The following is a 23,523-nucleotide window of genomic DNA, read 5'->3' as shown; positions in this document are numbered from 1 at the left end:
TTTGTGTTCCACTGACTCAGGTAGAGGTTTGTGATTTTTAAGTAACCGATTCCAAGTAAACGGAGGTTCGATGACAATTTCTCAAACTGTTAGCAGTATCAACGAAAGGATTGAAAAACGCTTACAAATACAGCACTTACTGGCAACAAACCAAATATCCCTTTCTGTTGATTGTGACGTGATCAAGGGATTAACTCACACTCCCAAAACTATACCACCTCGTTACTTCTATGACGATCGCGGTTCCTTACTATTTGAGGAAATTTGTGAGTTACCAGAATATTACCTTACTCGAACTGAGACAGCAATTTTGCAACAGTATGCTGGAGAAATTGCGCAAATTACAGGTGCATGTGAAATAGTAGAACTTGGTAGTGGTAGTTCTACTAAAACCCGTATATTACTGGATGCGTACTATCAACAAGGCTACCTCCTGCGCTATTTACCCATAGATGTGAGCGCAGGTATGTTGGAAAGTAGTGCTAGGCAGCTACTAGTAGATTATCCCTCACTCCATATTCATGGGCTGGCAGGAACCTATGAATTGGCTTTAGGGCAACTCCAACCATCCCAATTACCCAGTCGGATGATTTGTTTTATTGGTAGCACTTTGGGTAATTTAAATCCTCAAGAGTGTGATGCGTTTTTGTCCCAAATTACAGCAGCTCTCCAGGTAGGAGAGTATTTTTTATTGGGGATAGATTTGCAAAAGCCAAAAGATATTTTGGCAGCAGCTTATAACGATAGTCAGGGAGTGACGGCGGCTTTCAACTTGAATATGTTAGAGCATCTGAATCACTCTTTTGAAGGCAATTTTGACACCACACAATTTACTCACTGGGCTTTTTATAACGAAACAGAACGTCAAATCGAAATGCATTTGCGTAGTGTGCGATCGCAAACTGTTGAACTACGCGCTCTCAACCTTACCATTGATTTTGCTTCCGATGAAACCATCTTCACCGAAATTTCTCGCAAGTTCGACTTAGAAACCATCCAACATCAATTGAAAGCAAAAGGTTTAGTACCACAAAAGGTATGCACTGACGCTAATCAGTGGTTTGGTGTCATACTCTGTCAACTACAAGCTTAACCATAAAGTAGGGCAGATGCCCTACTAACTCAAAACTTCCACCTCATGTGCAATGGATGTAGGTTGAGGAATTGGCAATCCGTCTTTCTGCATCCCCTCAATATGAAATTCAATTGCTTCTGCAATCAGCGCCTTGACGAACTCTATAGTTTCACCCACAGCTACACAACCAGGTAAATCAGGGACATAAGCGCCGTAGCTAGTTTCCCCTTTTTCAATTACAACTGCATAACCCATTACTCTTCCTCCAATTTTGCTTGTCTCCAAATATTTTTTAGTGTACCAATTAGTACATCAACATTTGGTTTCCAGACACTGTGACAGTATTAGGTTTATCGAGATGTTTGAACTGGCGATGATTACCTCGTTATTCTATCAAGAATACTATGAACGTAGCATTTGTTGCCGATAGGCTCCTGGTGATTGCCCCATCCACTGCTTAAATGCTTTACTGAAGGAAGCTTCTGATTCATATCCGACCAAGCTAGCTACTTCATTGAGAGTCATGTGTTCCAGTCGCAAGATTTGACTGGCTCTTTGCATTCGCCAACGAGTTAAATATTTGCTGGGTGGTTCTCCGACTAGTTCACGGAATTGGGTGAAAAACGTCGTTCGCGATATTCCAACTTGTTCCGCGAGTTCTTCCACTGTCCATGATCGATCAGGATAACGATGAATGAGGTTCAGTGCAGAGCCAATGACGGGATCAGTCAATGCTTTTAACCAGCAGCGATCGCCACACTCGCGATTGGCAATGTAAGCTCGCACCGCCTGAACCAGCAGAATGCTTGCCAAATGATTGATCACTGTTTGAGCACCCGGACGAGTGGTTGCCATTTCAGATGCCATAAACTGCAATGTTGTATCTAACCACTCCACTGTCCGCCCTTCTTCTCCTTTAACAATTAGCAGAGGGGGCAACGCAGACAGGAGCGGATTTTCTCGCAAAGGGGTAAAACAGAATCGACCATACATCACGGTTGTCGATAACCCCGCTCCACCAATATGTAAAACATTGGAAATATAATCTGTTTGAGACTGAAGCAAACGATCAAACTCAATCATTGGATGATTCGAGTGTTCCTGTAGCGGTTTTAAAGGAGAATCACGTAACGCATGACGCTGTCCTTTTGGTAAAAAGACTACATCACCACCGACCAACGGCATTGGTGTCTCTATTCCCTCAACCTCAAGCCAACCACTACCCCTTACCACCACTAGGAAAACAGCGCCATTAAAAGCAGACATCTGTATTCCCCAAGGTGTTGACAACTCTACGCGATAGCAAGCTGTGCTTTCTAAATGAACGGTTCTAAACACCTCGCTCAAGGCATCCATATAAAATTACCGTGCAATTTGAACGATTGAACAAAAAAATTGAACTTATTACCATTGCTCGTTCAATTTTATCGAACTATAACACTAAATATACGATTTAGGACACACACTGATGGCTCACCTACTTCACCTTGATTCCAGCCCTCGCTCATTTTCTGGAGTTCCGGGTTCATATCAATCGGTAACTCGAATGCTGACGCAGGAGTTTGTGACGGCATGGAAAGCAACGCATTTCGATGGAACCGTGACGTATCGAGACTTGGGACATCACCCTGTTCCACCTGTTGATGAGCAATGGATTGCAGCGGCTTACACTCCATCAGAACAACGAACGCCTGAGTTAGTTAGTGCCCTCCAAACCTCAGATAAGTTAGTAGATGAATTTCTGATGGCTGACGTTTGTGTCTTTGGAATTCCAATGTATAACTTCAGCGTACCCTCAACGTTCAAAGCCTACATCGATCAAATTGTGCGGGTGGGTCGTACTTTTGCTATTGATGCCAATGGATTTAGAGGACTCGCTTCTGGTCGGCAAATCATTGTCATTACAGCACGAGGCGGAAATTTCCGTCCTGGAACTTTGTTTGCTGCTTATGACCACCAAGAACCCTATCTGAGAACAGTGTTTGAGTTTATGGGCATTACCGATATTCGGTTCATTCATGCTGATCGCTTGAATCCCATTACCAACGATGAAACAACGCAAACTCAATCAATTGCGGAAGCACGGGCGGCAATTAAAGAAGTAGCTGTATTGGGTCGTTAGTAGTTGAACGGAGAGAAAAATGGATAATCGTGTCACAACGATCATTGTGCGTTTTCCAGTAAAATCTGAAAAAAAAGAGGAATTCCAAATCGAGCTTGGCAAGCTATTAGAAAGATTGCGCCAAGAAGAAACCTTTGTTGAAGCACGAATCCATCACGATTTGGACAATCCCAACATCATTGTTTTCTACGAAACCTACAGCGAAAGCCGCGAGAGCTTCCTGAAGCGTGTTCCAAAGCAATTGTGGTTTCAAGCATTTCTAGATCAATTGCCGAACCTACTTCAGCAAGAACGGGATGTTTCCTGGAATGAACGGATTTCTACAACTCCCTAACACGCTAACTCAAATTGATTCATCAAAGCGATTGCGGCTAGGCTGATTTCGGTTCTAGAAAAAATTTCATCTTCAACTGTATTGACTAAAACTCAAATACTAGGAAAACGACCATGATTGACTTTTACTTTTGGACTTCACCCAACCCTTTCAAAGTCAGTATTATGCTTGAGGAAATTGGGCTTCCCTACAATTTGATTCCTGTCAATGTGCATCGCGGAGAACAGCATACACCTGAATTTCTGGCACTTAATCCAAATGGCAAGCTTCCCGTCATCTTGGATCGCGATACAGCCGGAGAACCTATCACGGTGTTTGAGTCTGGTGCAATTTTGCTCTACCTGGGGGATAAGACTGGACAATTGATACCACCAACGCCAGAGGCTCGGTTGGAACTCATGCAGTGGTTGATGTGGCAGATGAGTGCATTGGGTCCTATGTCCGGTCAAGCAGTACATTTTCAGCAACATGCTCCAGAACAACTCGACTACCCAATTACGCGCTATCGCCGTGAAGTAGCTCGACTCTATGGAGTTCTTGATCGCCGTCTGGTTGATCGCACTTATCTCATGGGGAATGACTACACTATTCTCGACATCTCAGTCTATGGCTGGTTACATTTTCATACACTCGTTCTGGGAGAACTTAATCCATTTGCCAATCTTCATCGGTGGTTCACTCGATTAAGCGAGCGTCCTGGTGTAGAACGCGGGTTGAAAGTCGGTGCGGAGTTCCGTGAACAAAGCGTTTTTGATGCACCTGCGCGTAAAGCTCTGTTTGGACAGGACGTAACATCAACCGGAGAGTACCTCTTGAAGTAACTGAAGCAGGGAGAGCAAATATTTCTACCTTGTCTCTACAATGACGTTTATGTAGCTACATCCACGGCAATCGCTCATTAAAAGCCTCAACTGGATGAGCGATTGCCTCATCAACTTCAAAACACCATCTCAAAGTAGAAAAATGACCAGTACTTTTGACTCCAAATCTTACACTGATTTATTAGTTCGATACCAACCCAAGCCAATTACAACCGAAGTAGAAAATGAAGAAGCGATCGCGCTTGCCCAAAATCTAGAATATCGCCCCAACCGAACTCCTGAAGAAGACACTTTTCTAGAGCTTTTGGTAACTCTAATCGAAAAGTTTGAAGCAAATCACTATCCGATTCCAACAGGAACACCCACTTCAATGCTGCGCCATTTAATTGATGCACGAAATATTGATGAGAAAGACTTAATTCCTGTATTAGGAACATACTCGGCAATTGCAGAAATTTTTAATCACGAAAAAGAGATTAACACGGCTCAAGCAAAAGCCCTAGCCGAATTTTTTCATGTTGATGTCAGCTTATTTCAAGAATCGCGATAATATCTGTTTCACCCAATGGGACGATTACCGGGATTCACTGCATGAATATACTCGCTACCTGATGCGGGAAATCCTCTTTTATAAGAGGCTTCTTCTGGTTTACCCCAACCTAATTGTAAAATGATTTCTAAAAACTGAGAATTGGTAAACAAACACAAACTTGCCCATTCTGTTCTTTGCGCAATGCGCTCTATATCATTTGGGATGATTTGTTGGTATTGTTTACTATTATTAAAACTTAAATACAAGTCCATTCCCAGCGTGACTTCATCCCAAAATTTCAAGATAGAATTTTTTGCTGCCTTTAATGTATCCAAATCATTAGGTAAAGCAATTAACTGAGAATCTACTTCTGGATATTTCAAGGTTTTGCCTTTAACAGTCACCTCTTTCCAAACAATTCCTGAAACTAAATATTCCCTTTGATAATTGTGGATAGCAGCTTTAAAATCTTGATAAGCCGTGAACTTTTGCAGCCCATCAGTTCTGATAAACTGGTCAAGTAATGGATTTCCAGAGACTGTTACCGCTAACTTGAGGCGTTGTCCCATCAAGCAAGCTTGGCGTTCAGCAGCCAAAATTTGGATCAGTTCTTTGGTAGTGTAAACCTTTGACATCAGAACACTCTCTCTTAAGTCATTAGTTATTGGTCAAGACAAGTAAAAAGTGCGAAGCATCCAGTTCAATATTATCCTTATATTTATATAGATATAAAGTGTCTCTGAAAACCAAAAATTAGGGCAGACAATTTGCCCGCCCCAAACTTCACTCAGTTAACTCACTATTTAACTCATTGTAAGAGCGCCGCTTTAACTCCACCGATTCAGAGCGTGGTAATAAATCAAACTCTTCACGAAACTTATCGTCTATATCCTCGAATGGTACTTGTCCCTTTTTATTCAAAACTACTTTACCCAACTTGTTAAACACCACAACTTGCGGAACCCTACCAGAGTAGTAATAACCCGGTTCATTAGGACTGTAAGTTGTTTTAGTTGGGATCGTATCCACACTCACGGGGATAATTTCTACTCCCTTACCATAAAACTCCTGTACTCGTGATACTATTAATGCATATTTTTTGCAATCTTTGCTGTCATCTATATAAAATGCTAACAGCGCAGGTTTATGCTCGGATAAAGCTTGGGCGAGTGTTGCTCTCGGCGGAATTAGTGAACCATTACCCGCATAAACTACAAAAATACTTCCATCATATCTGTCGTCATCTATACTTGCATATGCTGGCTGCTTGTCTATAAATAATAGACACAGAAGCAACAAGCAGATCAATAAACAACGTTGTAAGTGTAAAAATTGTAACTTTATGCTATTCATTAAAACTAACCTGAGCTACGACTTTTTCTTCTGTTTGTGCTGAATGCAGCAAACAAGGGTGGATATATAATTATCCCTGCCACCAATTCTTAAGATAACGTCTACTATAATTATCTACCGAAAGAAGGTGGTGTTTGTGCCGATATTTTATTTTGCACGCTTATGATTTTCATTCTTCAAGCAACTACCAGCTATAATAGGGTACGGATGTGGGAAAAATAAATTTGCTCGATAGACTACGACTGGGTTTGGCTGTTTCAGTCGCAAAAAGTGTGACTTTTGGTGTGCGATCACTTCGTTTAGGTGCCGCTAGCGTCTTACCTGGATCAATAGCCCGTAAAATCGAACCCCGACTATTGCAATTGTTGAGTCAGCAAGTTAAACGTGGGGTGATTCTCATTGCTGGTACTAATGGCAAAACTACCACATCACTGCTTCTAAGTTCAATACTAGAACGCAGTCAGTTCCGCGTTGCGCACAACTCTACAGGCGCAAATCTGGAAAATGGCTTAATGACTGCCCTTTTAGCAACTACCAATTTAGTTGGTAATTTGGATGTTGATTACGCCATTTTAGAAGTTGATGAAAATGTCATACCCAAAGTTCTGACACAAATCCAGCCTCGGATCATTCTGTGTTTAAACTTGTTCCGCGATCAACTTGATCGGTATGGGGAAGTTGACACAATTAGCAAGCGTTGGACAAAAGTTATCTCTACGCTTCCACTAGATACAGTGGTCATTCCCAATGCTGATGACCCAACTTTATCTTATCTCGGTCAGCAGTTACCGCAAAAGGTGTTATTCTTTGGTTTGAATGAGCCAGAACAGTATTTGGGCGAAATTCCTCACGCTGTTGATTCGATCTATTGTCCTAATTGTGGACACTCTTTGGATTACGAAGGTGTTTATTTATCCCATTTAGGCGATTTTCACTGTCCTAACTGCGGCTTTAGTAAAAGTAAACCAACTTTTGATAGCAGGGAATTTCCGCAAATTCTCGTAGGCTTATACAACAAATATAATACTTTAGCAGCGGTAACAGCAGCTCGGGAGTTAGGGGTTGATGAGGCTACTATTCTAGATACTATCAATAATTTTCAAGCTGCTTTTGGTCGTGCTGAGGATTTAGTGGTAAATGGTAAGCGGGTACGGATTTTGTTATCTAAAAATCCTGTGGGTACGAATGAAACTATTCGAGTGGTGACGCAAAGTACTGATAAAACTACTTTGTTGGTTTTGAATGACAGGACTCCTGATGGTACGGATGTATCTTGGATTTGGGATGTGGATACTGAGAAGTTGGTTGAACGGGGTGGTACTTTGGTTGTGAGTGGCGATCGCGTTTATGATATGGCTTTGCGTTTACGTTATAGCGATCGTAGTGCTGAGAGTAGTTTGAATTTGATTGTGGAGGAGGATTTGCGCTCTGCGATTGCTACGGCGTTGGAACATACTCCTGATGATGAAATTTTGCATATTTTACCTACTTATTCGGCGATGTTGGAGGTGCGTGAGGTGTTGACTGGTAGGAAGATTTTGTAGGAAGTATTGAACCGCGAAGGCACGAAGGACGCGAAGGAAGATTAAGAGATTATTATTTATGAATAATGAATTTGAGTTAATAATTGGTTGGTTGTATCCGACTTTGATGAGTACTTATGGGGATCGGGGTAATGTTATCTGTATTGAACGTCGTTGTCAGTGGCGGGGATATGGTGTTAAGGTTTTGCCTTTGGATCAAAATGCTACGGTTTCTGATATTGGTGGGGTAGATTTGATTGTTGGTGGTGGGGCACAAGATCGTCAGCAGGAAATTGTGATGCGTGATTTGCAAGGTGCGAAGGCAGAAGCGTTACGTGAGAAGATTGAGAATGGTACTCCAGGAGTTTTTACTTGTGGTGCGCCTCAGTTGCTAGGACGTTATTATGAGCCTGGGATTGGAGAGCGGATTGAAGGTTTGGGTTTATTGGATATGGTGTCGGTGCATCCGGGGGAAAATGCTCGTCGCTGTATTGGTAATTTGGTGGTGGAGGTGACTGCAAGTCGTCTGGCACGGGATTTGGCAGAGATGACGGGTAGTAAGGCTTTTTTGATTGGGTTTGAAAATCACGGTGGACGAACTAAGTTAGGAAAGGTGGAAGCTTTGGGGCGTGTGGTTTATGGTTTGGGTAATAATGGTGAGGATGGCGGTGAGGGGGCGTTTTATCAGAATGCGATCGCCACTTATTCTCATGGTCCTTTGTTACCTAAAAATCCTTTTGTTGCTGACTGGTTGATTCAAACTGCGTTGCGGTTAAAATATCAACAATCAATTACGCTTTCACCTTTGGATGATCGTTTGGCTATGCAAGCGCGGGAAGCTATGTTTAAGCGTTTGAAAGTTAATTTGCCCAACGTTGCTGCTGCTAATGTTCAATAGCCATCTCCAAAAAACAATGTAGAGACGCTCCGCCGGAGCGTCTCTACTAAACAACGCGGCTAGCTGAGCTTGTAAGAATATTCCGTACTTGCTCTGATGTCAAGTTAGGATTGGCACTTAACATTAGGGCAACAATACCAGACACGTATCCTGCTGCCATTGATGTGCCGTAGTCGTAGCTATATGTATTATTAGGTGTGGTAGAGTAGACACTAACTCCGGGTGCAACGACGTGTCTCATCCTACTGTCGCTTCCTGCAGCGTTTGAGAAATTAGCAATCGCTCCAACTGAGATACCGTACTGAGTTGCATAACTAGCCGGATAAGTAGGTGTCAGCAGTGTATCATTGCCGGCAGCACTAACTGTAATCACATTACGGGAGGCTGCATAGGCAAGAGCTTCACGCAATCCAGGAAAGTCATTAGATGACAAACTCATATTAATGACACGAGCGCCATTATCAACGGCGTAACGAATAGCATTAGCTAAGTTTCCAACCCATAAATCTTCGTTATTTGAGACTCTGATTGGCATAATTCTAGCGTTATAGACTACTCCAGTCACACCAATACCATTGTTCACAGCTGCGATCGTACCTGCTACATGAGTACCATGAGATCCAGAAGGCAGGACATTTTTGTTATATAAACCAAAATTCCAGCCATTGATGTCATCTATATAGCCATTGCGATCGTCATCAATGCCGTTGTCAGCAATCTCTCTAGTATTGCGCCAAATATTCCCTCTTAAATCTTGGTGATTAATATCTATTCCATCATCAATTACAGCTACAGTGATTCCTTGCCCTGTGTATCCTCTTGCCCAAACTTCAGGAACATTCACTGTATCGTTGTCTCCTCCTACGGAAGCAAGATTGGCAAACGCTGATTGTCCAATTGCTTTTGCGACTGCTGCCGCTGCATCAACGATGCCATAGCCATAAATGGAGCTAAAAACTGAGGCGGGTGGAGATGTTGGCGTTGCCGAAAGCGTTAGGTTATAATTAGTGTTTACCCCACTTTGTTGGTAGGGATAAACTTTAATATAGTAAGTACCTGGATTCAATTGCTGATTAATTGTTTCGGCTAGAGTGCTAGAGTTGTAGGAACTGATAATTGTGTTGCCGTTACTATCCAGCAGTTGAACATCTGCATCGCTGGTTAATCCATTCAAAGTCAGGCTAAAGTTATTTATAGTACCTAGAGTGAAGCGGTAGTAGTCCGCATCATTACTGCCAACGAATTCTTTGACAATGCGGCTGCCATTTAGTATGCCAAAGTTAAAAGCGTTGTTTGTGGTGTTACCAGGATCTGTTGGCAAAGAGATTTCCCCTGAAGGATTACCAAGACGACGTTCACGAAAACCATTAATTTCAAAGTGTTGTTGTGCTTGCTGGTAATTTAAGCCTGCTGCTTTGAGATCGGGATAATTATTAAGGTAGTATTTGACATTGAATGATTCTGAGGAGCTACGTCCCTCATTAATCAAACCGTTATCTTGGAAGTGTTCTAATAGTTGAGTGTTGTTTAAACCAGCTTGAGCTAAGTCGGGATATGTATTACGGTAGTAATTGACATCAAAGGTAACGGAAAACCTTCTTCCTTCTGTAACCCCAGTGTTAACTAAATGCCAAAATAGTTGGGTATTGTTCCAGCCTTGTTTAGCTACATCGAGATTGGCAGCAACATACACATCTTGGTTAAAAAATGGACTAAAGCGGCGTCCTTCTGCTAAACCAGATGTTTGTAAATGCTGTAGAGCTTGATAATTGTTAAAGCTAGTTAAGTCTCCGTTTACACTTCGGTAAAAGTTGAGGTCAACTAGAAGCGAAAATCGTCGTCCTTCCAACACGCCAGAGCGGCGTAAATGCTCAAACAATTCCTCGTTGTTGAAGCTTGCCAGGTCGCCATTATGGCGTTGATAATAGTTTAAATCGATCAAGGGTGAAAATTTTCTTCCCTCACGAATACCAGTATTTGATAGATGTTCATATGCTTGTCTGTTGCTGAAGCCAGACAAATCCGCGTTGCTGGCACGGTAGAAGTTCAGATCTACAAATGGAGAGAAAGCACGTCCTTCATTCAAACCAGTATTTTGAAAGTGTGACAATGCTTGTGCATTGTTGAAACCCTGTAGATCTAAGTTCGCAGCCCGGTAGAAATTCGCGTCAAACAAATTTACTGACATGGGTGTATGTCTTTGTAGTTTGATTTGAAATTAGATACAACAATTGAAGCTTTGTTTACGTAAAAATTACGTAATTAAAGCATTAGTAAATTTTATAAGTCATACTTAAGTTAACAATTTCTCAAATTAAAAATCAACCTTCCACAGTTATAAATTAGTGATGGTAATCCTCTATGTGTAAATAAATATAATGCTAAGACAAATTTATAATTCAAAATAATAAATATTTAGCAATTTATAAAAAAATGAGCGATACATTTATGATCGCCCATATATAATTCCGGTTTTATTTTTAATTTGGAGTTTGTTGCGCGAGGAGCGATTGCCAATCTTCAACTGTTTTTTGCGTCCATAGCCAATTTTTCCTGATTTTATCTAGTTGAAAGCTTTCCGGATCGTCTTTTACTACCTTTTGACCTAGTTTGACAGCTTCACTAATGTATCGCTGCCGTTTGTTCTCTGGCTGGTTAGGTGCTGTTTTATACATACCTATTGCTAGTCCAGCATAGGCTGTTAAAGCTTCTTTTGGTACTGGTTGAGAGGCGATTGCCGCATCCGAGGCACTAGGTTTGCTTTGTTGTTTCACAGCTACATTCAAAGCTTGAAACCAAGAATCATTGGCAAGCTCCAGCTTACCTTGGGTGTAGTAAGCAAACCCTAAAGCATTTTTGTAAACAAAAGAATCTGGGTTAGCTTTCACAGCACTTTCCCAGAAACGACGAGCATCTTCGATACTGTATAATGAATCTCCGGCTTGGACAGATTGCCATGCCAATCGCCCTTTGAGAAAATTAAGTTGCGCATCGTCCGCTTGGTGAGAGGAAACTGAATCAAGGGCAGCTTTGGCGTTATTCAGGGCATTGCGGTTGAGTAATTCTTCTACCCCCATTAGTCCTAAAGTTAAATCGCCTTTACGTAACTTGTCAGTGGCATAGGCAGTGACAATTCCAGTTGCATCTGCCTTTAAATTCACTTCTGGGTGTTTACTGGGTTGAGATTGGGTAGCTACCTCTGGTAATTTTGAAACTTGTTGTTGCCACCAATTTAATCCGACAACAGTAGCGAGCGCTGCAACGCCCACGCTTCCACCTACCACAGACAACCAGCGATTACTGCGTTTAGGTTGAGCTTTTTCCCCTATCGTGCCACTCGTTTGTAATGGGGTAGCACTCCAACTTTGTTCAAACTGGGGTGGTGGAGCTTCTGGCAAAGAGGATTCAACTTGATGAGTTTCAATATTTCTACCGTAGGCAGCTGCGCGAATTTCTGCCCACATCTCCTCGTCATCGTCTTGGGAATTAAGTTGAAAATATTGTTCTTGAGCGTAAATATTATCTTCTCCATATTCCTGCACAAGTTCAGCAGTCATATGAGAGTCAGGAGCAGATTTTTGGTTGTCTATTTCACGAAATAAATCCGAAACTAGCGCAGAATCTTCTGCATAGCTGGGGTCATCATACTCAATTTCTTCAGCAATATCGCCCCATGTTTCGTCACCAAGCCAGTCGTCCAATTCAGTGGAATCCCCTCGTACTAGAGAGGAGGGCAAGATGTCCTCAATTGGTAATGGCATTTGACCATGATTAGTCAGTGGTGAGTAAATTGTTGGGGTTGTTCCTATAGTAGAATCGTACTCGTCAAATGACTCTTCGGTTTGTGATAAGTAAATTTCTGGACTGAGAACACCGTCGAATTCTGGTTGGAGATACAATATCGGTAATGCCCAGTACATTTGATGAGTACCATAGGCAGTAATCAATCCTTGACGCATTCTACTCACACACAAATCCACAGGATATCCTTGAGAAAGGTTGTGGTAAAATAATTGTGTCAAAGTCAGTGCCACATCGTCGGGAATACGTTCTGACATTGCCAGAACGCTTCTAATTCCCCTTTTGACTAAGCTTTCTGTTAAATTGCGTTCGCCTGAGTCAACAGATGGTTCGGAGGTAGGCGCGTATGTTCCTAAGCAGGAATTGAATACTGCCATTTGAATGTTGTTGTTGACAAGCAACCCTGCTAAATCGTCACCGCTAAGAGTTTCTGTTAAGCCAGTTCTGTTATTAACAAGATAAATTTCCCCACCGTTAGATCCTACGTTACTGTGACCAGAGTAGTGCAGAACGTGATATCGCCCTTGTTCTAAGGCTTGTGTTAATTCTTCTCGCCCTGGTTGTTCTAACAGAGTTAGTTCAATTTGTGGGGTATAACTGCCATCTTCTATATTACGGTAAAGTACTGCTTGGAGATTAATAGCTTCTTGTTTAAGTAAATCTAGACGTACTTGATCGTTGGGGGAAGCGATCGCCATTAATACCCTGATCCCTACTTCATCTAATGGGCTGGGCATGTTGGTTGATGGTAGACGAGATGCGCTGCCGATGCCACTTTGGTAGCGAGAAAACGCGATATATGGTCCGGTTGCTAAGGGGCGATCGCTTGCGTGCATCACTTCCCAAGGTAGACGTGCTAGCCTGGTATCTTTTAATCCTATGCGTAGGCGCAGTACCTGTTGATGGTTTTGGGCTATCCCTTGCGCCGTAATCCAACTATCTCTGAGAGTGCCTTGAAACAGTGTGTTATATAGTTGTTGACCTAACGCCACTAAGTTGACGGAGTTTCGTGCGATCGCGTCCCCCTGAAATACTGACTTTAATGGGTCGTTCATCAAATGTCCAGCAGCCGTCAACCATTCAGCTACAGGCCAAGTTACTAGTTCTTCTGCCAATGGCACCCCAGGCGCGACTTGTTCCGTCCGCACCAAGTAGTCATTTTGCCCTACTGGGGTTACGGAAATGTGAAATTCCTGGGTCACAACTTCTCCTGTTTGCCGTATCTTTATCTTGTTTGAAACTTGAAAGTTTCAAGCTGTTTTGCTTCTTCTGATACCTTAGATGCATCCTGCCACTGAATGTTTCTGATTTTTAGTTGTTTTGCCAATTAGCTCGGTTATTTTTTCAACTTTATCCGGATCTTGTTAATTCCGCCCAGAACTTTTTTGGTGGTAGATGCACCTTGATCTTCAACTCCCCGTGTTGGCTAACCCCATCTGGGGAGTTTTTTTATGTTTGGTAGCAGCATTTAAGGTTCACTATCAATTTATCCTGATGATAGTGGTTAAAGCTAGAACAGAGTAGTGGTAGATGCACCCTGATAACTAACTCCCCTGGTTAAGCTGCTGGCTTGGTAGGGGTTTTTCTTTTTTATGACTTTTGTTTTCAATATCTTCCGGAGAATGATGCATAAACCCAGAACAGAGTAGTGGTAGATGCACCCTGATAACTAACTCCCCCTGGTTAAGCTGCTGGCTTGGTAGGGGTTTTTCTTTTTTATACCATCCTTTTGCGAATATTTTCACAATTTTATCCGGAGCCTACCTCTTTTGCCTAGAACAGAGTAGTGGTAGATGCACCCTGATAACTAACTCCCCTGGTTAAGCTGCTGGCTTGGTAGGGGTTTTTCTTTTTTATGACTTTTGTTTTCAATATCTTCCGGAGAATGATGCATAAACCCAGAACAGAGTAGTGGTAGATGCACCCTGATAACTAACTCCCCCTGGTTAAGCTGCTGGCTTGGTAGGGGTTTTTCTTTTTTATACCATCCTTTTGCGAATATTTTCACAATTTTATCCGGAGCCTACCTCTTTTGCCTAGAACAGAGTAGTGGTAGATGCACCCTGATAACTAACTCCCCTGGTTAAGCTGCTGGCTTGGTAGGGGTTTTTTTATTGCTAAAAATAATAAAACCCTTAATCTGCGCCCATTCCCCAATGTGGATGTTTGGGCTGAGTCGAAACACCATAGAGGATGCTTACTAATTATTCTACCCACACAAGCAGGAAGATTTTTATCTAAATTTATAAAGTTTCCTTTATTTTTATATTTTTTTCTTGAATTTGCCTACACTAACTTGCAAAAGGCTATTTGTATTCAGATGGTAGGCTCACGCAGTAGAGTTAGGGTTAACCATTGAGCAAATTGCCCAACGGTTAAAGCTGGATGTGGAAACTGTAAGAAACAACACTCAAGGTTAAGCTGAGGCTCAGTAAGGATTTTTTCTTTTGTATAGCACTATTTACGGAGATTTTTGTCCTTTGATCCGGAGCATACCGATTTTGCCTAGAACATAGTAGTGGTAGATGCACCCTGATAACTAACTCCCCTGGTTAAGCTGCTGGCTTGGTAGGGGTTTTTTTTGTAGTACATAATTACTTAAAAGTTCAGCAGTTATTTTATACTAAAAAAACAGTAATCACAACCACAAAGTGCATGAGTGCAGATCCATTGTTCTATGAAATATTTAAAGAAATACCGGAATTATTCTTTGAACTAATCGAGCAACCAGAAAAAGATCCAAGCATCTATAAATTTAGCGCTCAGGAAATTAAACAGCGGAGTTTTCGTTTAGATGGCTTACTTTCCACTCTCGAAGCAGCGCCCAACGAGCCGATCTATATTATTGAAGCGCAATCTTATCAAGATGACAACTTTTACAACCAGTTTGTCGCCAAAGTTATTCTTTACTTGACGCAATATCAACCAGCCAACCCAGAGTGGTATGCTGTGGTGATCTATGACAGGAAAAGTCACGAAGGAAATTTCCCAGAATACTTAAATTTCTTTCGCGCACATTTACGTTGCTTTTATTTGGATGAACTTGCGAAAACTCCCAAACAATCCCTGGCTGTGGGAGTGATGCGTTTAATAGTTGAGAATAAAAGCAAAGAAAAAACAGGAGAACTTGCTAGACAGTTAATGAGTCAAGCGCAACAAGAGCTAAGCGATGCCACCTTGGCGGAAAAAGTTTTAGAATTTATTAAAACGGTGGTAATTGATAAGTTTACTAACTTAAGCCGGGAGGAACTTGAAGCTATGTTGAATTTAGAATCTTTGAAAAAGAGTAAAGTTTATCAGGAAGGCAAGGAAGAAGGTGTGCTGGAAACTAAACTGGAGACGATTCCAATCTTATTAGAGTTGGGGTTAACCATTGAGCAGATTGCCCAACGGTTGAAGCTGGATGTGGAAATTGTGAGAAACAACACTAAAGGTTAAGCTGGTGGCTTGGAAGGAGTTTTTCTTTTTTATATCTCCCTTTAGTGATATTTGTGTCCTTTCATCTGGAGCCTGCTAATTTTACTCGAATGCAGTAGTGGTATAGATACCCTAATTAATAAATCCCCTGGTTAGGGGTTTTTTGTTGGCAAAAATGTATTTACTTAGGGAGAATTGTAATTGAGGCAAGGCAAGCGATCGCAATATCATCCTGCTCAGCGCTTTTGAGTAAAAAATATGTTATCATATTGGGAAATTTGCTCAAAGCTAGTACTGCTCATCACAGAGTTGCATCAGATGGAATTAGCTGTAATTAAGTTCTCATCAGAAGAATGTGGCACCTGCCATAAAATGTCCTTTTACGACAAAAAAGTGGCAGAGGAACTGGGTTTGCAATTTATCGATGTCAAAATGCAGGATACAGCTACTTACCGTAAGTACCGTCAGATTTTACTCTCTCAGTATCCTGACAAATCACAAATGGGATGGCCTACCTACATTATCTGTAACTCCCCAGAAGGAGAATACCAGATTTTAGGTGAGGTAAAAGGTGGTCATCCCAAAGGAGAATTTAGAAGTCGTTTACAAGAAGTTCTCAATACAGCAAATGCTACTGAGTAATCACTTCAAAAGATTTTACCTCTAAAACAGGACCAATCATGCCCATTGTCATGACATCTTCACGTACTTGTCCTGTAACTTTAACTTTTTGCCCTGCTTGAAGTAGCTTTTTGTCAGCACCTCTCTTAATTTCGTAAGTAACCCCCTCATCGGTAACTAACGCCCATGTGCCAGTGCCAATATCTCGGTGTTGGATTGTACCTGTTGTTGTAATGCTCATAATAAATTAGGAAATGGGAAATGGGAAATGGGAAATGGGCAATGGGCAATGGAAAGCGCGGAATTAGTCGTGGTTAATAGTGAAAATCAATTATTTCTTACCATGCCCCATGCCCCATGCCCTATTCCCTATTATTCTTTGTTTGTTACTGCTAAATGAGCAAGCCCGAAACAGAGAACCGCGTTAGTGATTAGGAAAATACGGGATATAATACCATCACCTAATCCCCAAACTGCTGGATCTGATACTGCACTTATCCCTAGACATGCAGCTATACCTAAGGATGAGCCGATGGCAAACCACTTCCATTGAGAATGTCCTAATAGCAATGCCATTAAAACAACGGGAGCTAGTACACTAGCAAACAGAGGATTAAATGCATCCGTTCCTTGCAGCGCGTTGCCTAATTCTGGAATTGAACTTCCTAATAGACGGAAAGGCCACTGAGGGAGGTCAAAGATGTAAAATCCTTTTAGGAAGAATAACCCAGAACTACCAGCTACTAACCCACTGAATAAACTCCAACTCCATGTGAAGGGGAAGTAAACTCGTAAAAACCAAGCTAGTAAGTAAGAGCCAACTACCATCGCAATCTTAGGTAACAGCGCTATAGCACCACCATCAATCCAAAATAAGGGGTTGAGATAACCCTTATCCCGCAACCACCGAAAGAAATCTTGGAAACTAATTTGTCCCTGCTCAGCTAGTTGTACAGCTTTTTCGGCATTAAGTTGCCCAGCACCAAAATAGTTTAAACCATCTTCATGAACACCTCGTGCTGATTGCTTGAGGACTTTGAGAACTTCTTCTGGCTCTTTGATGCCCGTGGCTTTAACTAAAGCAGCAACACCAGCGACGTGAGGGGCTGCCATACTTGTACCTTGGAAGCCTTGAAATACTGCTGTACCTTTGTTATCTGGGTCGATAGTTTCTTGTAAAATCTTACCACTATCACTGCCACCAGGAGCAGAAATATCCACCCCAGCGCCAAAGTTAGAGTATGGGGCTTTTTCTCCCGCAGAATCTAATGCGGAAACGCCAATGACATGAGGATAACGTGCTGGATAAGCGGCAGAATTTTGACTTTCATTCCCAGCAGCAGCAACGATAACTACGCCTTTGTTGTAAGCGTATTCAATCGCGTCTTTCATTAACTGACTTTCACCGCCACCACCCAAGCTCATATTGATGACGTCGGCTTTATTATCAGCAGCAAATTTAATTGCTGCGGCAATATCGGCTACCGTACCACCACCATATTCATCAAGCACCTTTAATGGCATCAAGTTGGCTTCGTAGGCAATTCCGGCTACACCATACCCATTATTGGTGGATTGGGCGATCGTACCTGCTACATGAGTACCATGTCCGTTGTCATCTCTAGCATCTACTTGATCTTTAACAAAGTCATAACCAGCGACGAATTTTGTCTCTACAAAGTCTCTTACCTTGGTGATACCTGTGTCAATCACCGCTACTGTAATGTCTTTACCTTTGGTTGTACTCCACGCACCCACAACGCCGATGTTGTGCAAATTCCACTGTTTGCTGTACATTGGGTCGTTGGGTTCATTTACAGCTGCTGTTTTCGTCTCTTCAATGTCAGATGGCTGTAAATACTCTGCTTGCCATGCAATTTCACCTGGTTTGGGAATTTTGTAGATATAATTTGGCTCAATGTATTCTATCGCTTGAGCAAATTTTGATTTTCTCAGTTCCTTGATCCGCTGTTTATCTCCCTTAATGATATATACATGATCCTGAGCGGAAAATTTATTATCGAGTTGGGGTGTGACATTATATGAAGATGCGATCGCTTGTAAATCGGCACGCAACTCCTCTTGGGGAATATCTTCCCGAAAATTTAGCACGATTGTCTCGAAGCTACCATTAGCTGCCAGTCCCTGAAAATTAATAAAATTAAACAGGGCAACACCCAGCCCGATGACAAACAAGCACAATATTATAATTCTTCTCATATCAAACCATCACTGCTTTTTGCCAGATGCTCACTAAGATAACCTATCTGCACCCTAAATGGCTCGTTGTTGCACGATAGTTCATTCACAATTGTCATGCATTTCAGTATATAACTATGGAACATGGTCTATTATGGTTGCCTTTGCTGTTCATATTTTTCTGGCTCACTTGGCAAGGCTCCCAAGAGTATCAAAAAGTTGAAGCCTATCGCACTTGGGCGCAACAATTCGACCGAGCTAAGTACGATATTTATGCTGTTTTAGGTCAAAAAGGGGACAATATAACTTGGGGGAAACCTACTCCCACTGGACCAATTAAACTAGAAACATTTTCTTTAACTGATGTTACTGAAATCCACCTATTGATAGATGACAAATTGGTTGATATAGAAAATATTCCTAGCAAAGGTCGTAAAATTGAACTAGAATTTGTATTTTCCAAATCTAACCCTGTACGTGTTCCCTTTACAGAAATCCCTTTAGCAGCAGAATGGGGAAAGTTTTTACAGCATTACCCAATCATATGAACAATACAACAATCAAAGTGCCTGTCGCTTTCACCATAGCTGGTTCGGATAGTGGAGGCGGTGCAGGAATTCAAGCTGATTTACGTACCTTTGCTTTTCATTGTATTCACGGTGCTTGCGCTATTACCTGTGTTACAGCACAAAATACTTTGGGCGTGAGGCGAGTTGATGCTATACCCACAGAAGCGATAGTAGCTCAAATTCAAGCAGTGTACGAGGATATTGGGATACAAGCAGCAAAAACAGGAATGTTGCTGAATCAAGAAATCATCACTGCTGTAGCTCAACAAATAGAAGCTTTACAAATCAACAATCTTGTGGTAGACCCAGTAATGGTATCACGCACTGGAGCGCAATTAATTGACGATGAAGCTGTGAAGACTCTACGCAATGTCTTGATTCCTAAGGCAGCAATTGTCACACCAAACCGCTATGAAGCTCAAATTTTGAGCGGTTTACAAATAAATTCCTTAGATGACATGAGAGCAGCAGCTGAAATTATTCACTCCAAAGTCAAAGCAAAGACTGTTTTAATTAAAGGTGGCGCGATGCAGGGGAGCTTGCGTGGCGTTGATATTTGGTTTAATGGGCAAAAACTAGAAACTTTAACCACAAAAAAAGTAGATACTAAAAATACTCACGGTACTGGTTGTACACTATCAGCGGCGATCGCTGCTAATCTAGCTAGTGGAAACAGTTTGGAAACATCTGTACACCAAGCCAAGGAGTATGTCACCAATGCACTTGGCTCTGCCCTAGATTTAGGTAAAGGGCAAGGTACGCCTTGTCACTTTTTCCCATTATTACAAATGTTGAATTCAGAGTAGGGACGCGATTAATCGCGTCTGTCAGAATAAAGCGAAATTTTTTCCTTTGCCAATCTTTTGGCGCAAAACATGGGGTATTCTAAATTCTAAATTGAGAATGCTTACTTTTACTCATCATATTGTTGATTCTATACCACATGCGCATACCCACAAGTTCTACTGGCAGTAATGAAACTCCTGTAACCTCACGAACTCACTCATCCTCTGTACCGCTTTCGGTATTTCGGGATTTGAATTTTGAGTTGCAACAAACACAAGCACTTCTAAGTACTCTCAAAGCACAGAATCAACAACTAGTACAAGAAAATCAACTACTTCGACAAGAAATGAAAAAAGCAGTTCAAGCTGTTTTGCAGTTGCAAAATGTAGTTGATTCTGTTGATATTAGTGCTCAACATCCATCTCCCCAACCTGATGACATTGAAACCAAACATCTAATAAATCCAGGACGTAGGGAAAGAGCTTATCGTCCACCTACTCCCGTTATACCACAAGAAATTGATCTGCTTACCACATCAGAACCACTGATAATTGAAGAGCAAGAACCTAGTTATTATCCTCATGATGAGCCTATGGGTTCAGATTTTAGTAGTTGGCGGTTAATTATAGCTATATTGTTAATTATAATTATGGGTTTTGGTGTGGGATATTTAGTTGTACGTCCTTTCTTTGTACACCATAATCGTCCTTAGCAAACGATTTTAGATTTGCTCGGCTTGCCAAAATCTAAAATTGACATCACTGTTTGTGTCCTTTTTATTTCATACTGATAAAACTTGGGCTTTAAGGTTCTCACAAAAATTTATTTAAGGAGTGAAAAAATGAAAAAAGTAGAAGCTATCATCCGCCCCTTCAAGCTTGATGAAGTAAAAATTGCCCTGGTTAACGCTGGTATCGTCGGTATGACAGTTTCTGAAGTTCGCGGCTTCGGACGACAAAAAGGTCAAACTGAGCGTTATCGTGGTTCTGAGTACACAGTAGAGTTTTTGCAAAAACTAAAAGTGGAAATCGTTGTTGAAGACAGCCAAGTTGATATGGTAGTCGATAAAGTTATCGCCGCAGCCCGCACTGGTGAAATCGGTGATGGAAAAATCTTCATCTCCCCTGTAGAGCAAGTTGTGCGCATCCGCACTGGTGAGAAGAACACAGAAGCTGTCTAGGGATTTTGGCTAATGGCTAATGGTTAATGGTATAATGTTTCCACAGCAATTAACAATTAGCCACCAGCAATTTCCAATGGCATTAAAGCAGCAAAAGCTTTGCCGCGATGACTGATGGAACGCTTTAACTCAGGCGCCATTTCCGCAAAGGTTAACTGCTTTTGTGGAACGTAAAAAATGGGATCGTAGCCGAAACCACCGTTACCACGAGGTGCAGTGAGAATTTCACCGCGACAAATACCTTCTGACTCTACAGCAATTGTACCATCAGGACGAGCGATCGCCACTGCACAACTAAATTGCGCACCACGAACTTGAGAGTCGCCTAATTCTCGCAATACCCTAGAAATGCGGTCACTGTCTGTTGTACCATAACGCGCAGAATACACTCCTGGTGCGCCATTTAAAGCATCCACTTGCAAACCAGAATCATCAGCAATTGCCCAATTTCCTGTAGCTATTGCCACTTGAGATGCTTTGAGACGAGCATTTTCGGCAAAGGTAACGCCAGTTTCCTCAATCTCCAATTCTTCTGGTTTGAGTGTTAATTGCCAATTTGTATCAGCTAAGTAAGCTTGCATTTCCTTAAGCTTACCTGGGTTTCCTGTTGCTACTACAAGTAATTTTGTCATTTGTCATTTGTCATTTGTCATTTGTTATTCTCCCCTACTCCCCACTCCAGAGCTAGCCAATTATATATTTACGCTTCCGCCCACTGTTTTGCCCAAGCTAGAGTTTGATGTACTTGTCCTAGTGTAGGGGCTTCGCAGTAAAGACGTAAAACTGGTTCTGTACCGCTAAAACGAATCATTAACCAACTGTTGTCGGCGAGGCGGAACTTATATCCGTCTATTGTCTGGCAATCAATTACAGGTTTTCCCGCAATTTCTGTTAAAGGTTTAGTTTGGAGTTGTTCTAATAAACGCGATCGCACTTGCATACTCTTCAAGGGTAGATCAATTCTGTCGTATGCGGAAGAGAAGCCAGTTTGTTGCTGTAAGTAACTATAGTACTCGCCCAAATCCAATCCTGATTCAACGATTGCTTCTAGTACGTATAATGCCGAAAGTAGTGCATCTCGTTCGGGAATGTGGCTACCATAACCAATTCCACCTGATTCTTCGCCTCCTAGCAATACTTTAGCTACTAGCATTCTGTCGGCAATGTACTTGTAACCCACAGGTGTCTCAAATACTGGTAGATTATGTAGTGCTGCTACACGCGGAATCAAGTCTGAACCACTGACAGTTTTGACTAATTCACCTTCAAAGTTTCGGCGTAGAGTTAAATGATCAATTAGGATTGGAATTAAGATTTGTGAACTAAGGAAGTTAACTTGTCCATCTACAGCAGCGATGCGATCGCAATCTCCATCAAATACTAATCCTACCGATAAACCTGCTCTATGATTTTCTCTGTGATTGCGCATCACTTCAAATAAACTGGAAAGGTATTTAGGCAAAGGTTCTGGCGCACCGCCACCGAATAGAGGATCGCGATTGCTGTTAATTTCTTTGACTTCATCACCCAGTAGCATTGCTAATCCGCCTGCCGCTGCTCCATGCATGACATCTGCAAACACTGTTAGTTTACCCGATTGCATCGCCGCGCGGATTTTGGCGATATTAACTTTACTGACTAGTCCTTCACAATAACTTTGCCAAGGATTGAACTTTTCTATCTTACCAGGGCTTGACGCTGGTTGTTCTTCGTGAGATAATAAATCTTCTATTGCTTTGGTAACTTCCGGTGGTACTGAACCACCAAAAGCACTTTTGACTTTTAAACCGGAGTATTTGCCTGGATTGTGACTTGCGGTAATTACCAGTGCGCCTAAAGCATTTTGTTGTTTTGCCGCCCAACTAAACGCTGGGGTAGGAGCATAGGTTTCGCTCAGCAGCACATCAAAACCTGCGGCGCTAACGACATCGGCAACTTTGTCGGCGAATTCTTCCGACATAAATCGGCGATCGTAACCTACGATAATTGTACGATTGCCTACCTTTTCTCCATATGTGTTAAATAACACTTGTGCTGCAAGTGGCGCTACCAAGGCTAAACGTTCAAAAGTGAAGTCATCGCCGATTACGCCCCGCCAGCCGTCTGTACCGAACTTGATTGAGTTAGCTGCTACTGGCATTAAGGTATCCCAACTTCTTAAAACTGGATTGTAGCATTTACTCAGATAAAAATATATATGTATAAAATACTGCTATTATTCGCCAGGTAGATATGACAAATTAGAAAGTAAATTTGTTCCCTGTATAAAAAAAGCTAAGATGGGAAACGCAC

25 protein-coding genes are annotated in these 23,523 nt (G+C 41.8%); 13 read left to right on the top strand and 12 right to left on the bottom strand.

What is annotated here, in order from left to right; genetic code table 11:
- Positions 1 to 70: 70 nt before the first annotated feature.
- Positions 71 to 1,093 carry an L-histidine N(alpha)-methyltransferase gene (gene egtD, locus ICL16_RS05955; protein ID WP_190825945.1) on the top strand — a complete coding sequence of 341 codons (1,023 nt, stop codon included), beginning with the start codon at positions 71 to 73 and terminating at the stop codon, positions 1,091 to 1,093.
- A 24-nt stretch (positions 1,094 to 1,117) separates the two neighbouring features.
- On the opposite strand, the gene ICL16_RS05950 is transcribed toward egtD, so the two are convergent.
- Together ICL16_RS05950 and ICL16_RS05945 are read right to left on the bottom strand one after the other, a co-directional pair.
- The gene (locus tag ICL16_RS05950) at positions 1,118 to 1,330 is read right to left on the bottom strand and encodes a type II toxin-antitoxin system HicB family antitoxin (protein WP_190825944.1); all 213 of its coding nucleotides are present in this window, start codon (positions 1,328 to 1,330) and stop codon (positions 1,118 to 1,120) included.
- Positions 1,331 to 1,477: 147 nt separating this feature from the next.
- Complete coding sequence (locus ICL16_RS05945) at positions 1,478 to 2,431, bottom strand: AraC family transcriptional regulator (protein ID WP_190825943.1); 954 nt, start codon at positions 2,429 to 2,431, stop codon at positions 1,478 to 1,480.
- Between the two features lie 112 nt (positions 2,432 to 2,543).
- Here ICL16_RS05945 and ICL16_RS05940 point away from each other — a divergent pair, with 112 nt between their 5' ends.
- The 4 genes from ICL16_RS05940 (at position 2,544) to ICL16_RS05925 (ending at position 4,902) form a co-directional block, all read left to right on the top strand.
- Positions 2,544 to 3,197 carry an FMN-dependent NADH-azoreductase gene (locus ICL16_RS05940; protein WP_190825942.1) on the top strand — a complete coding sequence of 218 codons (654 nt, stop codon included), beginning with the start codon at positions 2,544 to 2,546 and terminating at the stop codon, positions 3,195 to 3,197.
- 19 nt (positions 3,198 to 3,216) lie between these two features.
- Positions 3,217 to 3,531 carry a putative quinol monooxygenase gene (locus ICL16_RS05935; RefSeq protein WP_190825941.1) on the top strand — a complete coding sequence of 105 codons (315 nt, stop codon included), beginning with the start codon at positions 3,217 to 3,219 and terminating at the stop codon, positions 3,529 to 3,531.
- Between the two features lie 113 nt (positions 3,532 to 3,644).
- Entirely contained in the window at positions 3,645 to 4,352 is a 708-nt protein-coding gene (locus ICL16_RS05930) for a glutathione S-transferase family protein (protein ID WP_190825940.1), read from the top strand.
- A 142-nt stretch (positions 4,353 to 4,494) separates the two neighbouring features.
- Positions 4,495 to 4,902: a helix-turn-helix domain-containing protein gene (locus ICL16_RS05925; RefSeq protein WP_190825939.1), complete on the top strand. Its 408-nt coding sequence runs from the start codon at positions 4,495 to 4,497 to the stop codon at positions 4,900 to 4,902.
- Positions 4,903 to 4,910: 8 nt separating this feature from the next.
- Here the strand turns inward: ICL16_RS05925 and ICL16_RS05920 are convergent, their stop codons facing one another.
- A complete protein-coding gene (locus ICL16_RS05920) occupies positions 4,911 to 5,519 on the bottom strand; it encodes a hypothetical protein (protein ID WP_190825938.1) in 609 nt (202 codons plus the stop codon).
- 148 nt (positions 5,520 to 5,667) lie between these two features.
- The gene (locus tag ICL16_RS05915; protein ID WP_190825937.1) at positions 5,668 to 6,237 is read right to left on the bottom strand and encodes a thylakoid membrane photosystem I accumulation factor; all 570 of its coding nucleotides are present in this window, start codon (positions 6,235 to 6,237) and stop codon (positions 5,668 to 5,670) included.
- 209 nt (positions 6,238 to 6,446) lie between these two features.
- Here ICL16_RS05915 and ICL16_RS05910 point away from each other — a divergent pair, with 209 nt between their 5' ends.
- Together ICL16_RS05910 and ICL16_RS05905 are read left to right on the top strand one after the other, a co-directional pair.
- Complete coding sequence (locus tag ICL16_RS05910; protein WP_190825936.1) at positions 6,447 to 7,781, top strand: MurT ligase domain-containing protein; 1,335 nt, start codon at positions 6,447 to 6,449, stop codon at positions 7,779 to 7,781.
- Positions 7,782 to 7,839: 58 nt separating this feature from the next.
- Positions 7,840 to 8,658: a type 1 glutamine amidotransferase gene (locus tag ICL16_RS05905; RefSeq protein WP_190825935.1), complete on the top strand. Its 819-nt coding sequence runs from the start codon at positions 7,840 to 7,842 to the stop codon at positions 8,656 to 8,658.
- 46 nt (positions 8,659 to 8,704) lie between these two features.
- On the opposite strand, the gene ICL16_RS05900 is transcribed toward ICL16_RS05905, so the two are convergent.
- From ICL16_RS05900 to ICL16_RS05885, 4 genes are all read right to left on the bottom strand, one after another.
- Positions 8,705 to 10,846 (bottom strand): S8 family serine peptidase, encoded by a 2,142-nt coding sequence (locus tag ICL16_RS05900; RefSeq protein ID WP_190825934.1) that lies wholly within the window; start codon positions 10,844 to 10,846, stop codon positions 8,705 to 8,707.
- 292 nt (positions 10,847 to 11,138) lie between these two features.
- Positions 11,139 to 13,661, bottom strand: coding sequence for a cell division protein HetF (gene hetF / locus ICL16_RS05895; RefSeq protein ID WP_190825933.1), 2,523 nt, complete (start codon positions 13,659 to 13,661; stop codon positions 11,139 to 11,141).
- A gap of 342 nt (positions 13,662 to 14,003) precedes the next feature.
- The gene (locus tag ICL16_RS05890; protein WP_190825932.1) at positions 14,004 to 14,204 is read right to left on the bottom strand and encodes a hypothetical protein; all 201 of its coding nucleotides are present in this window, start codon (positions 14,202 to 14,204) and stop codon (positions 14,004 to 14,006) included.
- A gap of 62 nt (positions 14,205 to 14,266) precedes the next feature.
- Positions 14,267 to 14,467 carry a hypothetical protein gene (locus ICL16_RS05885; protein WP_190825932.1) on the bottom strand — a complete coding sequence of 67 codons (201 nt, stop codon included), beginning with the start codon at positions 14,465 to 14,467 and terminating at the stop codon, positions 14,267 to 14,269.
- A 647-nt stretch (positions 14,468 to 15,114) separates the two neighbouring features.
- On the opposite strand from ICL16_RS05885, the gene ICL16_RS05880 reads away from it, so the two are divergent.
- Both ICL16_RS05880 and ICL16_RS05875 read left to right on the top strand, forming a co-directional pair.
- Positions 15,115 to 15,897: an Rpn family recombination-promoting nuclease/putative transposase gene (locus ICL16_RS05880; protein ID WP_190825931.1), complete on the top strand. Its 783-nt coding sequence runs from the start codon at positions 15,115 to 15,117 to the stop codon at positions 15,895 to 15,897.
- 297 nt (positions 15,898 to 16,194) lie between these two features.
- A complete protein-coding gene (locus tag ICL16_RS05875) occupies positions 16,195 to 16,518 on the top strand; it encodes a thioredoxin domain-containing protein (protein ID WP_190826045.1) in 324 nt (107 codons plus the stop codon).
- Here the strand turns inward: ICL16_RS05875 and ICL16_RS05870 are convergent.
- Positions 16,508 to 16,738, bottom strand: coding sequence for a hypothetical protein (locus ICL16_RS05870; protein ID WP_190825930.1), 231 nt, complete (start codon positions 16,736 to 16,738; stop codon positions 16,508 to 16,510). The two genes, ICL16_RS05875 and ICL16_RS05870, sit on opposite strands and share 11 nt — an antisense overlap.
- A gap of 131 nt (positions 16,739 to 16,869) precedes the next feature.
- The gene (locus ICL16_RS05865; RefSeq protein ID WP_190825929.1) at positions 16,870 to 18,717 is read right to left on the bottom strand and encodes a DUF5942 domain-containing protein; all 1,848 of its coding nucleotides are present in this window, start codon (positions 18,715 to 18,717) and stop codon (positions 16,870 to 16,872) included.
- A 116-nt stretch (positions 18,718 to 18,833) separates the two neighbouring features.
- Here ICL16_RS05865 and ICL16_RS05860 point away from each other — a divergent pair, with 116 nt between their 5' ends.
- The 4 genes from ICL16_RS05860 to ICL16_RS05845 all read left to right on the top strand — a co-directional run bounded on the left by ICL16_RS05860 (position 18,834) and on the right by ICL16_RS05845 (position 21,231).
- The gene (locus ICL16_RS05860) at positions 18,834 to 19,244 is read left to right on the top strand and encodes a hypothetical protein (protein ID WP_190825928.1); all 411 of its coding nucleotides are present in this window, start codon (positions 18,834 to 18,836) and stop codon (positions 19,242 to 19,244) included.
- Positions 19,241 to 20,071: a bifunctional hydroxymethylpyrimidine kinase/phosphomethylpyrimidine kinase gene (gene thiD, locus ICL16_RS05855; protein ID WP_190825927.1), complete on the top strand. Its 831-nt coding sequence runs from the start codon at positions 19,241 to 19,243 to the stop codon at positions 20,069 to 20,071. Before ICL16_RS05860 ends, thiD begins: the two co-directional genes overlap by 4 nt.
- A gap of 137 nt (positions 20,072 to 20,208) precedes the next feature.
- The gene (locus ICL16_RS05850; protein WP_190825926.1) at positions 20,209 to 20,763 is read left to right on the top strand and encodes a hypothetical protein; all 555 of its coding nucleotides are present in this window, start codon (positions 20,209 to 20,211) and stop codon (positions 20,761 to 20,763) included.
- Positions 20,764 to 20,892: 129 nt separating this feature from the next.
- On the top strand, positions 20,893 to 21,231 hold the full coding sequence (locus tag ICL16_RS05845) for a P-II family nitrogen regulator (protein ID WP_190825925.1): 339 nt from the start codon (positions 20,893 to 20,895) through the stop codon (positions 21,229 to 21,231).
- Between the two features lie 56 nt (positions 21,232 to 21,287).
- Here the strand turns inward: ICL16_RS05845 and rdgB are convergent, their stop codons facing one another.
- On the bottom strand, positions 21,288 to 21,863 hold the full coding sequence (rdgB, locus tag ICL16_RS05840) for an RdgB/HAM1 family non-canonical purine NTP pyrophosphatase (protein WP_190825924.1): 576 nt from the start codon (positions 21,861 to 21,863) through the stop codon (positions 21,288 to 21,290).
- Between the two features lie 68 nt (positions 21,864 to 21,931).
- Positions 21,932 to 23,371 carry a phosphoglucomutase/phosphomannomutase family protein gene (locus tag ICL16_RS05835; protein WP_190825923.1) on the bottom strand — a complete coding sequence of 480 codons (1,440 nt, stop codon included), beginning with the start codon at positions 23,369 to 23,371 and terminating at the stop codon, positions 21,932 to 21,934.
- Positions 23,372 to 23,523: the final 152 nt, after the last annotated feature.

The sequence above is a fragment of the Iningainema tapete BLCC-T55 genome, from assembly GCF_014698965.1.
Classification (GTDB): Bacteria; Cyanobacteriota; Cyanobacteriia; order Cyanobacteriales; family Nostocaceae; genus Iningainema; species Iningainema tapete.
This window is presented reverse-complemented; position numbering and strand designations above follow the sequence as displayed.